Origin of the sequence: Escherichia sp. WS1118 (assembly GCF_046487695.1) — a bacterium.
Lineage (GTDB): Bacteria > Pseudomonadota > Gammaproteobacteria > Enterobacterales > Enterobacteriaceae > Escherichia > Escherichia coli.
On sequence record NZ_JBJQIZ010000007.1, the window covers coordinates 188,521 to 203,513 of the forward strand.

A 14,993-nucleotide genomic window follows, 5' to 3' on the forward strand; every position below is an offset into this window, starting at 1 on the left:
TTACCTCATGGAGATATGGAATGTTTAGGTTGAACCCTTTCGTACGGGTCGGGCTGTGTTTGTCCGCTATTTCTTGTGCATGGCCTGTGTTAGCGGTCGATGATGATGGCGAAACGATGGTTGTCACTGCATCTTCCGTTGAACAAAACCTTAAAGATGCTCCCGCCAGTATCAGCGTCATTACCCAGGAAGACCTGCAGCGAAAACCGGTACAGAATCTGAAGGATGTCCTCAAAGAAGTGCCTGGCGTACAACTGACGAACGAAGGGGATAACCGTAAGGGCGTAAGTATTCGTGGTCTGGACAGCAGCTACACCCTGATTCTTGTCGACGGTAAACGCGTTAACTCCCGCAATGCCGTCTTCCGCCACAATGATTTCGATCTGAACTGGATCCCGGTCGATTCCATCGAACGTATTGAAGTGGTCCGTGGCCCGATGTCGTCGCTGTACGGTTCCGATGCGCTCGGCGGTGTAGTGAATATCATCACCAAAAAAATCGGTCAGAAATGGTCGGGCACCGTTACCGTCGATACCACCGTTCAGGAACATCGCGATCGCGGTGATACCTATAACGGTCAATTCTTTACCAGCGGACCATTAATTGACGGCGTGCTGGGAATGAAAGCTTACGGCAGCCTGGCAAAACGTGAAAAGGATGACCCGCAAAACTCAACGACCACCGATACCGGAGAAACGCCGCGTATTGAAGGATTCTCCAGCCGCGACGGCAATGTCGAATTTGCCTGGACACCGAATCAAAATCACGATTTTACTGCCGGATACGGTTTCGACCGTCAGGATCGTGATTCCGACTCGCTGGACAAAAACCGCCTGGAACGCCAGAACTACTCCGTCAGCCATAATGGGCGTTGGGATTACGGCACCAGCGAACTGAAATACTACGGTGAGAAAGTCGAGAACAAAAACCCTGGCAACAGCAGCCCGATAACTTCCGAAAGCAATACGGTCGACGGCAAATACACGTTGCCGCTGACGGCGATTAATCAGTTTCTCACGGTTGGCGGTGAATGGCGTCACGACAAACTTAGCGATGCGGTGAACCTGACCGGGGGAACCAGCTCCAAAACGTCTGCCAGCCAGTACGCGCTGTTTGTGGAAGATGAATGGCGGATCTTCGAGCCGCTGGCGCTGACGACCGGCGTGCGTATGGACGATCACGAAACCTACGGTGAACACTGGAGTCCGCGTGCCTACCTGGTTTATAACGCCACCGACACCGTAACGGTGAAAGGGGGCTGGGCGACGGCATTTAAAGCCCCTTCTCTGTTGCAACTTAGCCCTGACTGGACGAGCAATTCCTGCCGTGGCGCATGTAAGATTGTGGGTAGCCCGGATCTGAAACCAGAAACCAGCGAAAGTTGGGAGCTGGGGCTTTACTACATGGGTGAAGAAGGCTGGCTGGAAGGGGTTGAATCCAGCGTTACCGTTTTCCGTAACGATGTGAAAGATCGTATCAGCATTAGCCGTACGTCTGACGTCAATGCTGCACCGGGCTACCAAAACTTTGTCGGTTTTGAGACGGGCGCTAACGGACGGCGCATACCGGTATTTAGCTACTACAACGTTAACAAAGCTCGTATTCAGGGCGTGGAAACCGAACTGAAAATTCCGTTCAACGATGAATGGAAACTGTCGATCAACTACACCTACAACGATGGTCGTGATGTCAGCAACGGCGAAAACAAACCGCTATCCGATCTGCCGTTCCATACTGCTAACGGTACGCTGGACTGGAAACCGCTGGCGCTGGAAGACTGGTCATTCTATGTTTCTGGTCACTATACCGGGCAGAAACGCGCCGACAGCGCGACGGCTAAAACACCGGGCGGTTATACCATCTGGAATACCGGCGCGGCCTGGCAGGTGACTAAAGACGTCAAACTGCGCGCAGGCGTGCTGAACCTTGGCGACAAGGATCTCAGTCGTGACGACTACAGCTATAACGAAGACGGACGTCGTTACTTTATGGCAGTGGATTATCGCTTCTGATGAGAAGATGCCCGGCGAACCGGGCGGACTTTCACTTCAGTAAATACTGCGCATGGAAGCGCAGGTGATCCTCTATAAAAGAGGCGATGAAGTAGTAACTGTGATCATATCCCGGCTGAATACGCAGCGTCATCGGCCACGCTTTCTGGCGGGCGGCTTCTGCCAGCACTGCGGGTTGCAACTGATCGGCAAGAAACTGATCATTATCGCCCTGATCGATAAGCGTCGGGATCGCATCCTGCGCGTTACTGGCATACATCAGCGCGCAACTGTCCCATTCCAGCCATGCATTTTTGTCCTCACCTAAATAAGTGCTAAACGCTTTGATTCCCCACGGGACGCTGCACGGATTCACAATTGGCGCAAAGGCGGAAACGCTGGTGTATTTACCCGGATTTTTCAGCGCCATAATCAGCGCACCGTGACCACCCATGGAATGACCGCTAATAGCGCAGCGGTCGCTGACATTAAATTGCGACTGAACCAGCGCCGGTAATTCATCGCGCAGATAATCATACATCCGGTAATGCGTCGCCCACGGTGGTTGCGTGGCGTTAAGATAAAACCCCGCGCCCTGGCCTAAATCGTAGCCATCGTCGTTGGCAACCTGTTCGCCGCGCGGGCTGGTGTCTGGCATCACCAGTACAATCCCCAGTTCCGCCGCCACGCGCTGGGCCCCCGCCTTGGTGGTGAAGTTCTCGTCATTGCAGGTTAATCCGGAAAGCCAGTACAGCACTGGTGGCGGGGTGTGATCACGAGGTGGTGGGAGAAAGATACTGAACGTCATCGGGCAGTTTAAGGTACTGGAGTCGTGTCGCCAGCGTTGCTGCCAGCCTTCAAAACAGCGGTGCTCTTCGAGCATTTCCATGCGTGGCTCCTTGTTGTGTTGTTTGCAATTTCTTCATCATACCGTTTATTCAATGTGCTGTGAGTAACTTTCACTTCCGTATTTGCATAACGATGTTTTAACATCTGCTGATGAAAGGCAGCGGCAATTACAATAATTATCGCTGTGAATACTGGATTATGTGCGCCGCCTCACGCACAATAATCAGGCTGTAAATCAGCTTAATAACTTTGCCCCCACGCAGGGCGGAGGCGTCACACCTGCAGGAGAAATCATAAATGCCATCACTCAGTAAAGAAGCGGCCCTGGTTCATGAAGCGTTAGTTGCGCGAGGACTGGAAACACCGCTGCGCCCGCCCGTGCATGAAATGGATAACGAAACGCGCAAAAGCCTTATTGCTGGTCATATGACCGAAATCATGCAGCTGCTGAATCTCGACCTGGCTGATGACAGTTTGATGGAAACGCCGCATCGCATCGCTAAAATGTATGTCGATGAAATTTTCTCCGGTCTGGATTACGCCAATTTCCCGAAAATCACCCTCATTGAAAACAAAATGAAGGTCGATGAAATGGTCACCGTGCGCGATATCACTCTGACCAGCACCTGTGAACACCATTTTGTTACCATCGATGGCAAAGCGACGGTGGCCTATATCCCGAAAGATTCGGTCATCGGTCTGTCAAAAATTAACCGTATTGTGCAGTTCTTTGCCCAGCGTCCGCAGGTACAAGAACGTCTGACGCAGCAAATTCTCATTGCGCTACAAACGCTGCTGGGCACCAATAACGTGGCTGTCTCTATCGACGCGGTGCATTACTGCGTGAAGGCGCGTGGCATCCGCGATGCAACCAGTGCCACGACAACGACCTCTCTTGGTGGATTGTTCAAATCCAGTCAGAATACGCGCCACGAGTTTCTGCGCGCTGTGCGTCATCACAACTGATAAAAAGGCAGGAACCGTGGAGCGCAACGTCACGCTCGATTTTGTTCGCGGCGTTGCCATTCTGGGGATCCTGCTATTAAACATCAGCGCCTTTGGGTTACCAAAGGCGGCTTATCTCAATCCCGCCTGGTACGGCGCTATTACGCCACAGGATGCATGGACCTGGGCATTTCTCGATCTCATCGGCCAGGTGAAATTCCTCACGCTTTTTGCGCTGTTGTTTGGTGCGGGCCTGCAAATGTTGCTGCCCCGTGGCAGACGATGGATCCAGTCGCGGTTAACGCTGTTAGTCTTGCTGGGCTTTATTCACGGTTTATTGTTCTGGGACGGCGATATTCTGCTGGCTTACGGGCTGGTGGGCTTAATCTGCTGGCGGCTGGTGCGCGATGCGCCATCGGTAAAAAGCCTGTTTAATACCGGCGTCATGCTTTATCTGGTGGGGCTTGGCGTTTTGCTGTTATTGGGGGGGATTTCCGATAGCCAGACCAGCCGCGCCTGGACACCTGATACATCGGCTATTTTGTATGAAAAGCACTGGAAACTTCACGGTGGTGTTGAAGCGATCAGTAATCGTGCCGATGGTGTTGGCAACAGTTTACTGGCACTGGGCGCACAGTATGGCTGGCAACTGGCAGGGATGATGCTCATTGGTGCCGCATTGATGCGCAGTGGCTGGCTGAAAGGGCAGTTCAGCTTACGTCACTATCGTCGTACTGGTTTTGTGCTGGTGGCGATTGGGGTGATCATTAACCTTCCTGCCATCGCCCTGCAATGGCGACTGGACTGGGCGTATCGTTGGTGCGCCTTCTTACTTCAGATGCCGCGGGAACTGAGTGCGCCGTTTCAGGCGATTGGCTATGCGTCGCTGTTTTATGGCTTCTGGCCGCAATTAAGCCGCTTTAAGCTGGTGCTGGCAATCGCCTGTGTCGGACGGATGGCACTGACCAACTATCTATTGCAAACGCTGATTTGTACTACGCTTTTTTACCACCTCGGTTTGTTTATGCAGTTTGACCGTCTGGAGCTGCTGGCGTTTGTTATTCCGGTATGGCTGGCGAATATCTTCTTCTCTGTTATCTGGCTGCGTTACTTCCGCCAGGGGCCGGTGGAATGGCTCTGGCGTCAGTTAACTTTGCGTGCTGCCGGACCGACAATATCTAAAACATCAAGATAACGATCTGGATCACATTCGTTAACAAAACGGCTGTAACCGTTTCCATTGCTGTGACTCGATTCACGAAGTCCTGTATTCAGTGCTGACAAAATAGCCGCCAGCAAGCAGTCATTTACTGCAATCTCATAACAGGTAGTGAATATGATCACCATTCGTGATGTAGCGCGTCAGGCTGGCGTCTCTGTGGCAACGGTTTCCCGGGTGCTCAATAACAGCACGCTGGTCAGTGCCGACACGCGTGAAGCAGTAATGAAAGCTGTGAGTGAGCTGGATTATCGGCCAAACGCCAATGCCCAGGCGCTGGCAACTCAGGTTAGCGACACCATTGGCGTGGTGGTGATGGACGTTTCTGATGCGTTTTTCGGCGCGCTGGTAAAAGCGGTGGATCTGGTCGCCCAGCAGCATCAGAAATACGTGCTAATCGGCAATAGCTATCATGAAGCGGAAAAAGAGCGTCACGCCATTGAGGTGTTAATTCGCCAGCGTTGTAATGCGTTGATTGTTCACTCAAAAGCATTGAGTGACGATGAACTGGCACAATTTATGGATAACATTCCCGGTATGGTGTTAATCAACCGCGTTGTGCCGGGGTACGCCCATCGTTGCGTTTGCCTGGATAATCTCAGCGGTGCCCGAATGGCGACGCGCATGTTGCTGAATAACGGTCATCAACGTATTGGTTATCTTTCTTCCAGCCACGGCATTGAAGATGACGCCATGCGTAAAGCAGGCTGGATGAGTGCGTTGAAAGAGCAGGATATTATTCCGCCGGAAAGCTGGATTGGCACTGGCACGCCGGACATGCCGGGCGGTGAGGCGGCGATGGTTGAACTGCTGGGGCGCAATCTACAACTAACCGCTGTATTTGCTTATAACGACAATATGGCCGCTGGCGCACTGACAGCATTAAAAGATAATGGCATTGCGATTCCGTTACATCTCTCAATCATTGGTTTCGATGATATTCCCATCGCCCGTTACACCGACCCGCAATTAACGACTGTGCGTTATCCCATTGCTTCAATGGCTAAATTAGCTACCGAACTGGCCTTGCAGGGGGCAGCAGACAATATTGATCCTCGTGCCAGCCACTGTTTTATGCCGACGTTAGTGCGTCGCCATTCTGTCGCAACACGCCAGAATGCGGCGGCGATCACTAACTCAACAAATCAGGCGATGTAACCGCTTTCAATCTGTGAGTGATTTCACAGTATCTTAACAATGTGATGGCTATGATTGCACCGTTTTAACGTTGTAACCCGTATGTAACAGTGAATAATCACTTTCACCGAGGTAATAGCGTCATAACAACAATTAAAGCCGTTTTCTGGAGCGTTACCGGGCATGGAAGAACGAATTTTAAAAAGTGAGCTTCGGCGTTCAGTAACACTTCATTAACTCTACTGCCCCGCCGAGCATTTATCTCAAGCACTACCCTGCATAAGAAAAACCGGAGATACCATGAATAAGAAGGTGTTAACCCTGTCTGCTGTGATGGCCAGCATGTTATTCGGTGCCGCTGCACACGCTGCTGATACTCGCATTGGTGTAACAATCTATAAGTACGACGATAACTTTATGTCTGTAGTGCGCAAGGCTATTGAGCAAGATGCGAAAGCCGCGCCAGATGTTCAGCTGCTGATGAATGATTCTCAGAATGACCAGTCCAAGCAGAACGATCAGATCGACGTATTGCTGGCGAAAGGGGTGAAGGCACTGGCAATCAACCTGGTTGACCCGGCAGCTGCGGGTACGGTGATTGAGAAAGCGCGTGGGCAAAACGTGCCGGTGGTTTTCTTCAACAAAGAACCGTCTCGTAAGGCGCTGGATAGCTACGACAAAGCCTACTACGTTGGCACTGACTCCAAAGAGTCCGGCATTATTCAGGGTGATTTGATTGCTAAACACTGGGCGGCGAATCAGGGTTGGGATCTGAACAAAGACGGTCAGATTCAATTCGTACTGCTGAAAGGTGAGCCGGGGCATCCGGATGCAGAAGCACGTACCACTTACGTGATTAAAGAATTGAACGACAAAGGCATTAAAACTGAACAGTTACAGTTAGATACCGCTATGTGGGATACCGCTCAGGCGAAAGATAAGATGGACGCCTGGCTGTCTGGCCCGAACGCCAACAAAATCGAGGTGGTTATCGCCAACAACGACGCGATGGCAATGGGCGCGGTAGAAGCACTGAAAGCACACAACAAGTCCAGCATTCCGGTGTTTGGCGTCGATGCGCTGCCAGAAGCGCTGGCGCTGGTGAAATCCGGTGCACTGGCGGGCACCGTACTGAACGATGCTAACAACCAGGCGAAAGCGACCTTTGATCTGGCGAAAAACCTGGCCGATGGCAAAGGTGCGGCTGATGGCACCAACTGGAAAATCGACAACAAAGTAGTCCGCGTACCTTATGTTGGCGTAGATAAAGACAACCTGGCTGAATTCAGCAAGAAATAAGACTGATTGGGCGCAGTCGTTTACTGCGCCCTTATTGTATGGCCAACAAGGTAAAATTATATGGTCAGCTCAACGACTCCGTCTTCCGGGGAATACTTGTTGGAAATGAGCGGTATCAACAAGTCTTTTCCTGGTGTTAAGGCACTTGATAACGTTAACTTAAAAGTCCGGCCACATTCTATCCATGCATTAATGGGGGAAAACGGTGCGGGAAAATCAACATTATTAAAATGCCTGTTTGGTATTTATCAAAAAGACTCCGGCACCATTTTATTCCAGGGTAAAGAGATCGATTTCCATTCCGCCAAAGAAGCACTGGAAAATGGTATTTCGATGGTACATCAGGAGTTAAACCTGGTATTACAACGTTCGGTGATGGACAACATGTGGCTGGGGCGATATCCCACCAAAGGCATGTTTGTCGATCAGGACAAAATGTACCGCGAAACCAAAGCGATTTTTGATGAACTGGATATTGATATCGATCCGCGTGCGCGCGTCGGTACATTATCTGTTTCGCAAATGCAGATGATCGAAATTGCCAAAGCGTTTTCCTATAACGCGAAAATTGTGATTATGGATGAACCGACTTCTTCGTTAACCGAAAAAGAGGTCAATCATCTGTTCACTATTATTCGTAAATTAAAAGAGCGCGGCTGCGGTATTGTTTATATCTCGCATAAAATGGAAGAAATCTTCCAGTTATGCGATGAAGTTACCGTATTGCGCGACGGTCAGTGGATCGCTACCGAACCGCTGGCAGGACTGACGATGGACAAAATCATCGCCATGATGGTTGGGCGTTCTCTTAACCAGCGTTTCCCTGACAAAGAAAACAAGCCGGGCGAAGTGATTCTGGAAGTGCGTAACCTGACGTCGCTGCGCCAGCCGTCGATTCGCGATGTCTCGTTTGATCTGCATAAAGGGGAGATCCTCGGTATTGCCGGTCTGGTGGGAGCGAAACGTACCGATATTGTTGAGACGTTATTTGGTATTCGCGAGAAATCGGCTGGCACCATTACGTTGCACGGCAAAAAGATCAATAACCATAATGCCAACGAAGCCATAAACCACGGATTTGCACTGGTAACTGAAGAGCGCCGCTCAACGGGAATTTATGCCTATCTGGATATTGGCTTTAACTCGTTAATTTCCAATATCCGCAACTATAAAAATAAAGTTGGTTTACTGGATAACTCGCGGATGAAAAGCGATACCCAGTGGGTCATTGATTCGATGCGGGTAAAAACGCCAGGTCATCGGACGCAAATAGGTTCGCTCTCCGGTGGTAATCAGCAAAAAGTGATTATTGGTCGCTGGCTGTTAACGCAACCAGAAATATTAATGCTCGATGAACCGACGCGCGGTATTGATGTTGGGGCTAAGTTTGAGATTTATCAGTTAATTGCCGAACTGGCGAAGAAAGGCAAGGGGATTATTATTATCTCCTCCGAAATGCCAGAGTTGTTAGGGATAACAGACCGTATTCTGGTTATGAGCAATGGTCTCGTTTCCGGAATTGTCGATACAAAAACAACAACGCAAAGCGAAATTCTGCGTCTTGCGTCTTTGCACCTTTAAGATTAGGGGCTTCCCATGAGTGCATTAAATAAGAAAAGTTTTCTTACTTACCTGAAAGAGGGCGGTATTTACGTCGTTCTTTTAGTTTTGCTGGCGATTATTATTTTCCAGGACCCAACATTTTTAAGTCTGTTGAACTTAAGTAATATTCTCACCCAGTCATCGGTGCGTATTATTATCGCGCTTGGTGTGGCAGGGTTAATTGTCACCCAGGGGACTGACCTTTCCGCAGGTCGCCAGGTGGGGCTGGCGGCAGTAGTAGCAGCGACGTTATTGCAGTCCATGGATAACGCCAACAAAGTGTTCCCGGAAATGGCGACGATGCCGATTGCGCTGGTTATTCTGATTGTCTGTGCCATTGGTGCGGTGATCGGTTTGATCAACGGCTTGATTATCGCCTATCTCAACGTGACGCCGTTCATTACCACGCTCGGTACGATGATTATCGTCTACGGCATTAACTCGCTCTATTACGACTTTGTCGGGGCATCGCCAATTTCCGGTTTTGACAGTGGTTTCTCCACTTTTGCCCAAGGCTTTATTGCGCTGGGGAGTTTCCGTCTCTCTTACATCACCTTCTATGCGTTGATTGCGGTGGTGTTTGTCTGGGTGTTATGGAACAAAACCCGCTTCGGTAAGAACATTTTTGCCATTGGCGGTAACCCGGAAGCGGCGAAAGTATCTGGTGTCAACGTCGGCCTGAACCTGCTGATGATTTACGCGTTGTCTGGTGTGTTCTATGCCTTCGGCGGGATGTTAGAAGCCGGACGTATCGGCTCAGCCACCAACAACCTCGGCTTTATGTATGAGCTGGATGCTATCGCGGCGTGCGTGGTAGGCGGCGTATCGTTCAGCGGCGGTGTGGGGACGGTAATTGGTGTTGTGACCGGGGTGATTATTTTTACCGTCATCAACTATGGCCTGACGTACATCGGCGTAAACCCGTACTGGCAGTACATCATCAAAGGGGCGATTATTATCTTCGCCGTGGCGCTGGATTCACTGAAATACGCGCGTAAGAAGTGATGTGAATGTGGTTCGCATCCGGTCAGAAATGCACATAACATCATGAGTTGTATGGTTTTGTATGCCGGATAAGGCGTTTACGCCGCATCCGGCGACAGGAACCAAATGCCGGATGCAACGCTGGCGCGTTTTATCCGGCCTACAATGAGCACAACATACTGATTTATATTGTTTTGTATGCCGGGTAAGGCGTTCACGCCGCATCCGGCGACAGGAACTAAATGCCGGATGCGTCGCTGGTTTTACAACGTTACCGGGTGTTCTTTCTCGCCTTTCTTAAACTTCACTTCCCCAAGATCAATACAACCTACCGGGCAGACATGACCACAAAGCAGACAACCCACGCATTTCTCGGTATTACAATGCGGTGTGCGGGTTTTCTCGCTCCATTCCATCGCCTGGTGACCGCCGTCGTAACAGGAAATATAACAGCGTCCACAGCCAACACATTTATCAAGATTGATATGGGGATAGACAATATAACTGCGGTCTAAATCTTCCGCCGGGACAATATTGTGATTCGCCAGACCCACCATCTCCTGCAACGAATCAAACCCTTGATCGGCGAGATAATGCGACAACCCGCTTGCCATATCTTCCACTATCCGATACCCGTACTGCATAATGCCGGTGGTCACCTGCAACGTTGCTGCGCCGAGCAATAAAAACTCCGCCGCATCTTCCCAGGTTTCAATGCCGCCGATACCGCTGATCGGGAAATCGCGCAGTTCTGGATGGGTGCGCATTTGCTGAATAAAGCGTAGGGCGATCGGTTTTACCGCTTTACCGGAATATCCGGAAATACTCGATTTACCGTTAACGATCGGCATACCAATTTTCTGATTAAGATCGATATTGGTGATGGATTTAACGGTGTTAATCGCCGCAATGCCATCTGCGCCGCCGCGCTTCGCCGCCAGCGCCACTTCGCACATATCACCAATATTCGGCGTCATCTTCGCCAGCATTGGCAGCGTGGAACCACGTTTTACTGCCCGACAATATTTTTCTACCAGCTCCGGGCTTTGCCCGACATCGCTACCCATCGCATGAGAAGTCATTTGCGGACAGGAGAAGTTACACTCGATCATATCCGCGCCAGCTTCTTGCACCAGACGCGCCAGCTCTTCCCATTGCTGCTCATTTTCGCCCATGATTGAAGCGATCAATACTTTGTCCGGGTAATCTTCTTTCAGCCGACGCAGGGCGGCCAGATTCTCTTCCAACGGATGTTCAGCAATCTGCTCCATATTTTTGAAGCCGATAAAACCGGTATCTTCTTTCACCAGATGATCAAAACGCGGCGAGACTTCGTTGGCGATAAAAAAACCGATCGTTTTAAACACCACGCCGCCCCAACCTGTGTCGTAGGCTTTGGCGCACATCTCATAGCAGTTGCCTACCGGCGAAGAAGAAAGGCAGAACGGGTTGGGAAACTTCACGCCGCAAAAAGTAATCGAAAGATCTTTCGTTAACATGAGCAAGCTCCCTCTAAATAGTGATGAATCGCCCCGGCGGCTTCTTTCCCGGTTTTCACTGCATAGACCACGGTTTTGTCACCCTCAACAATATCGCCAGCAGCAAAGACTTGCGGGTCGCGGGTCTGGTAATGTTGCGTTTCGATGGTGTTACGCTGCGGTTCCAGTGCGGAAAAAACAGCAAGTTCGGCATGTTGACCTACAGCGAGAATAATTTTGTCCGCCGCTATCGTTAGTTCACCTGGTAAACGAACATGCTTAAAGGTGACTTTATTGCCTTCCACGGCTACTGGTGTAAATCCATCGATGATCGAAACGCCCAGCTCTCTGGCGCTGGTAAACTCTTTTTCGCTTGCCGGAAACTCATCTAACTCTTCACGCGCTACGCAGGTTACCGCCTGACAGCCGAGAACTTTCAGCGTGCTGGCTACGTCCATCGCGACATCACCGCCGCCGATAATTAATGCGCTTTGTGGAATGCTGATATCGCCTTGCGCCTGTCGTGCACGTTGCAGGAAGTCGACGGCAATCTCAACGTCGCTATGCTCAAACAGCGATAACCCGGAACCGCTCGATAACCCTACGGTGACCAGTACCGCGCGGTTTTCCGCTTTCAGCTGCTCCAGGGTGAGTGTTTTACCGATTTCGTTATTGCACTTAATGGTCACGCCCATTTTTTCTATACGGGCGATTTCTGCATCCAGCACCGATTGCGGTAACCGGAATTGCGGAATGCCGTTACGCAACCAGCCACCGGGTTGTGCTTCTTTCTCATAGATCGTGACGTCATAACCCTGGTTTGTCAGCGTCACACTGGCCTGCAATCCGGCAGGACCTGCGCCAATAATGGCGACTTTGCCGAGCGTTTTAGTACCGGGCAGATAAATTTCCATCCCAGTTTGTTGTTCAAAATCAGTAACAAAACGCTGTAAGCGACCGATATCAATGGGAGCATCAACACCGGCACGTGTACAACCGCTTTGGCATAATTTCTCCGTCGGGCACACTCTGGCACAAACGGCACCGAGGGCATTATTTTCGCGAATTGTCTCGGCAGCGCCTTTAAAATTACGAAAGTAGATTGAGCGAATAAATTTCCCCGGATCGGTCTGTGCCGGGCAAGCCTGACTACAGGGAGCGTCATGACATAATAAACAGCGAGAGGCTTCTTTAATCGCCAGTAAAGGCGTAAAAGCCGGAGTGAGTTCATCCAGATAATTTTGTTGCGGCATGTGATCTTCCTTAATGCTATGAGTAATTAAGGCGAACGCTAAATAAATATTGCGTGCTGATATTAAGGCTATGCGCGTGGGGAAATTTAAACTGTGAAAGGATTCACAAATAGCTGCGGTTCAGAATGTGATATCCGCAGCTTATTGAGTGAAGTAATAATTATTCTCAATAATTAACAGAAAAGGGAAAATATTAACGATAGAAAATAAGATAAACAATCATGCCGATAGATAAAATTCCGAAGCCGATATATGCCACCATATAAGCGAAGAAGAGTCCGGGATTTTTCGCTCGCCAGACATACACCGGTTCCGGTGCATTTTTAACCCGTTTATCAATCGCGCCTGCGCGCCAGCCTTTCCATGCTTCGCGGAAACAAAATATCGGGATAAGGAAAAAAACGGCAACGACAAAAAACTGCTGTACATCCATAACTACTTTCCTTGTTTCTTTTGTAATTCAAGTAACTGTTCGGGTGTGACGGCGGGATACCCCTGCGCATCTTCCGGCACCTGGTGCATAGCCGGAATAGGGACCAGCGGCCCTAAAAAACGCGGTTCACGTTTAAAAATATAAAGGTCAGCCAGCGCACCGAAACGGGCGGCAAATTCGCGAATACGTACTGACAGCATATCTTTCGGTGACGGTACGGCATAACACTGAGCCTGAATCCCCATATGCAGCGCAATAAATAATGCCCGCTCACAGTGGAAACGTTGGGTGATAATAATGAAATCATTAGTATCGAAAACTTTGCGTGTACGTACGATGGAATCCAGCGTACGAAAGCCTGCGTAATCGAGAACAATATCTGATGGGTCGACACCGGCTGCGATTAAATCTTTGCGCATGGTCATCGGCTCATTATAACTTTGCAATGCGTTATCGCCGCTCAGTAATAGATAATTTACCTTACCGCTGTTATAGGCATTAATCGCTCCTTGAATGCGGTAGCGATAATACTGATTAATTACGCCAGTACGATAATATTTTGCTGTGCCGAGCACCACGCCGACCTGGCGGTAGGGGAGATCCTGCAATTCGTCGTAGATATAAGGCGCGGTTTTCCAGCTCATCCAGCGATCGAGGCCGAGCACAGTCAACAGCAGCAAGCCGATCAGGACTAACAGGCTGAGGAACACGCGCTTTAACATGCAGGAGACTCGATCTAAGGAAAATTTCCATCAGGCTACTTTACCCGCTGGTTTTGCGCAAGAAACGGCAAACTGTTTGCCGGGATTTTCGACACCAGGAAAGGGCTGGCAAGCCGGACAAGGCGTTCACGCCGCATCCGGCACCAGGCTTAAGCGAGAAGCACGCGGTCGATATTGTGACAGCCGAGAGCTTTCAGCGTTGCGGAGGTGGCATCCCACTGAATCAACGGCGCATCGGCTTTTTCTGCCAGAACCGCGCGCTGGATATCCGGGTAATCATAACCCTTGAGATTCAACAGAATTAACGCCCCCTGCAACGGCGGCAGAGTCGGGTTGAATGCGGCGTTTTCAGCGTAGCTGCCGCTGAAAATACGACCGTCTTTACATTCCAGCGCGACACCGCTTGGCGACTTACTGTAAGGCATGTGCGAACGGTTTGCCGCCGCAATCGCCGCCTGAGAAAGCGCATCACCAGTCAGCGCATAGCCGTGATCCTGCTCGTCCATCAGCAGCGTTTTAATCTCCAGATCTTTCGGCCCAAAGGCATCCGGTAGATAGTCACGCAGCGCGTGTGCCTCGCGTCCCGGAAGATGAATACGCAGATCCAGACCGCTGTTCAGTTCATTCATAAACTGACGGCAGTGACCACAAGGCGTGTAGTTAACGGTGATGGCTGCAAGCGCTTTTTCACCACTCAGCCAGGCGTGGCTGATCGCGCTTTGTTCGGCATGAACGGTTTGCTGCATTGTCGCACCAATAAATTCCATATTGGCACCGAAATACCAGGTTCCGCTCACACCGCGCGCAATTGCGCCAACATTAAAATTCGACAATGGCGTACGCGCACAGGCTGCCGCCAGCGGAAGTAGTGCGAATGCCAGCGCGTCTTCGTCCAGCCCCGTTGCGCTCTTCAGCGATGAGACTTGCTCCCCGGTCAACAAAGCGGGGAAGTACTTGTCTGCCAGAATAGGTTCCAGTGCAGATTGCAAGTTATCCGCAAGTTGGGCAAAAGCGGTTTGAAAACGTGGATGCATGGCGTTGCCTCATAATCATGTAATGGGATAACAGTTTACGAACCCGC

General features: G+C 50.4%; 13 protein-coding genes. 7 read left to right on the forward strand and 6 right to left on the reverse strand.

Features of this window, described 5'->3' with window-relative positions:
* The first annotated feature begins 20 nt into the window (after positions 1-20).
* Positions 21-2,012, forward strand: a complete 1,992-nt coding sequence (gene cirA, locus ACJHYO_RS14080; RefSeq protein ID WP_000489277.1) for a catecholate siderophore receptor CirA — start codon at positions 21-23, stop codon at positions 2,010-2,012.
* A gap of 31 nt (positions 2,013-2,043) precedes the next feature.
* Here cirA and yeiG read toward each other — a convergent pair whose 3' ends face one another.
* On the reverse strand, positions 2,044-2,880 hold the full coding sequence (yeiG, locus tag ACJHYO_RS14085) for an S-formylglutathione hydrolase (protein WP_000425463.1): 837 nt from the start codon (positions 2,878-2,880) through the stop codon (positions 2,044-2,046).
* Positions 2,881-3,137: 257 nt separating this feature from the next.
* Here yeiG and folE point away from each other — a divergent pair, with 257 nt between their 5' ends.
* From folE to mglC, 6 genes are all read left to right on the forward strand, one after another.
* Positions 3,138-3,806 (forward strand): GTP cyclohydrolase I FolE, encoded by a 669-nt coding sequence (folE, locus tag ACJHYO_RS14090; RefSeq protein ID WP_001139613.1) that lies wholly within the window; start codon positions 3,138-3,140, stop codon positions 3,804-3,806.
* A gap of 16 nt (positions 3,807-3,822) precedes the next feature.
* On the forward strand, positions 3,823-4,980 hold the full coding sequence (yeiB, locus tag ACJHYO_RS14095) for a DUF418 domain-containing protein YeiB (protein ID WP_000440886.1): 1,158 nt from the start codon (positions 3,823-3,825) through the stop codon (positions 4,978-4,980).
* 141 nt (positions 4,981-5,121) lie between these two features.
* A complete protein-coding gene (galS, locus tag ACJHYO_RS14100; RefSeq protein WP_000628655.1) occupies positions 5,122-6,162 on the forward strand; it encodes an HTH-type transcriptional regulator GalS in 1,041 nt (346 codons plus the stop codon).
* A gap of 279 nt (positions 6,163-6,441) precedes the next feature.
* Positions 6,442-7,440 (forward strand): galactose/glucose ABC transporter substrate-binding protein MglB, encoded by a 999-nt coding sequence (gene mglB / locus ACJHYO_RS14105; protein ID WP_001036964.1) that lies wholly within the window; start codon positions 6,442-6,444, stop codon positions 7,438-7,440.
* Between the two features lie 60 nt (positions 7,441-7,500).
* Positions 7,501-9,021 (forward strand): galactose/methyl galactoside ABC transporter ATP-binding protein MglA, encoded by a 1,521-nt coding sequence (gene mglA / locus ACJHYO_RS14110; RefSeq protein WP_000255034.1) that lies wholly within the window; start codon positions 7,501-7,503, stop codon positions 9,019-9,021.
* Between the two features lie 15 nt (positions 9,022-9,036).
* Complete coding sequence (mglC, locus tag ACJHYO_RS14115; RefSeq protein WP_001275112.1) at positions 9,037-10,047, forward strand: galactose/methyl galactoside ABC transporter permease MglC; 1,011 nt, start codon at positions 9,037-9,039, stop codon at positions 10,045-10,047.
* A gap of 242 nt (positions 10,048-10,289) precedes the next feature.
* Here mglC and preA read toward each other — a convergent pair whose 3' ends face one another.
* The 5 genes from preA to cdd form a co-directional block, all read right to left on the reverse strand.
* Positions 10,290-11,525 carry an NAD-dependent dihydropyrimidine dehydrogenase subunit PreA gene (preA, locus tag ACJHYO_RS14120; RefSeq protein ID WP_000956067.1) on the reverse strand — a complete coding sequence of 412 codons (1,236 nt, stop codon included), beginning with the start codon at positions 11,523-11,525 and terminating at the stop codon, positions 10,290-10,292.
* Entirely contained in the window at positions 11,519-12,757 is a 1,239-nt protein-coding gene (gene preT, locus ACJHYO_RS14125) for an NAD-dependent dihydropyrimidine dehydrogenase subunit PreT (protein WP_001136309.1), read from the reverse strand. The genes preA and preT overlap by 7 nt, the downstream gene beginning before the upstream one ends.
* A gap of 193 nt (positions 12,758-12,950) precedes the next feature.
* Entirely contained in the window at positions 12,951-13,190 is a 240-nt protein-coding gene (locus tag ACJHYO_RS14130; RefSeq protein WP_000383096.1) for a DUF2542 family protein, read from the reverse strand.
* Positions 13,191-13,192: 2 nt separating this feature from the next.
* Positions 13,193-13,912, reverse strand: a complete 720-nt coding sequence (gene sanA, locus ACJHYO_RS14135) for an outer membrane permeability protein SanA (RefSeq protein WP_000920064.1) — start codon at positions 13,910-13,912, stop codon at positions 13,193-13,195.
* 149 nt (positions 13,913-14,061) lie between these two features.
* The gene (gene cdd, locus ACJHYO_RS14140) at positions 14,062-14,946 is read right to left on the reverse strand and encodes a cytidine deaminase (RefSeq protein WP_000553553.1); all 885 of its coding nucleotides are present in this window, start codon (positions 14,944-14,946) and stop codon (positions 14,062-14,064) included.
* Between the last annotated feature and the right edge of the window lie 47 nt (positions 14,947-14,993).

Bases quoted from the DNA above. Each gene is read 5' to 3' on its own strand.
- mglA (WP_000255034.1), top strand. From the start codon at position 7,501: ATGGTCAGCTCAACGACTCCGTCTTCCGGGGAATACTTGTTGGAAATG.
- preT (WP_001136309.1), bottom strand. From the start codon at position 12,757: ATGCCGCAACAAAATTATCTGGATGAACTCACTCCGGCTTTTACGCCT.
- galS (WP_000628655.1), top strand. From the start codon at position 5,122: ATGATCACCATTCGTGATGTAGCGCGTCAGGCTGGCGTCTCTGTGGCA.
- sanA (WP_000920064.1), bottom strand. From the start codon at position 13,912: ATGTTAAAGCGCGTGTTCCTCAGCCTGTTAGTCCTGATCGGCTTGCTG.
- yeiG (WP_000425463.1), bottom strand. From the start codon at position 2,880: ATGGAAATGCTCGAAGAGCACCGCTGTTTTGAAGGCTGGCAGCAACGC.
- preA (WP_000956067.1), bottom strand. From the start codon at position 11,525: ATGTTAACGAAAGATCTTTCGATTACTTTTTGCGGCGTGAAGTTTCCC.
- cirA (WP_000489277.1), top strand. From the start codon at position 21: ATGTTTAGGTTGAACCCTTTCGTACGGGTCGGGCTGTGTTTGTCCGCT.
- ACJHYO_RS14130 (WP_000383096.1), bottom strand. From the start codon at position 13,190: ATGGATGTACAGCAGTTTTTTGTCGTTGCCGTTTTTTTCCTTATCCCG.
- mglB (WP_001036964.1), top strand. From the start codon at position 6,442: ATGAATAAGAAGGTGTTAACCCTGTCTGCTGTGATGGCCAGCATGTTA.
- folE (WP_001139613.1), top strand. From the start codon at position 3,138: ATGCCATCACTCAGTAAAGAAGCGGCCCTGGTTCATGAAGCGTTAGTT.
- cdd (WP_000553553.1), bottom strand. From the start codon at position 14,946: ATGCATCCACGTTTTCAAACCGCTTTTGCCCAACTTGCGGATAACTTG.
- mglC (WP_001275112.1), top strand. From the start codon at position 9,037: ATGAGTGCATTAAATAAGAAAAGTTTTCTTACTTACCTGAAAGAGGGC.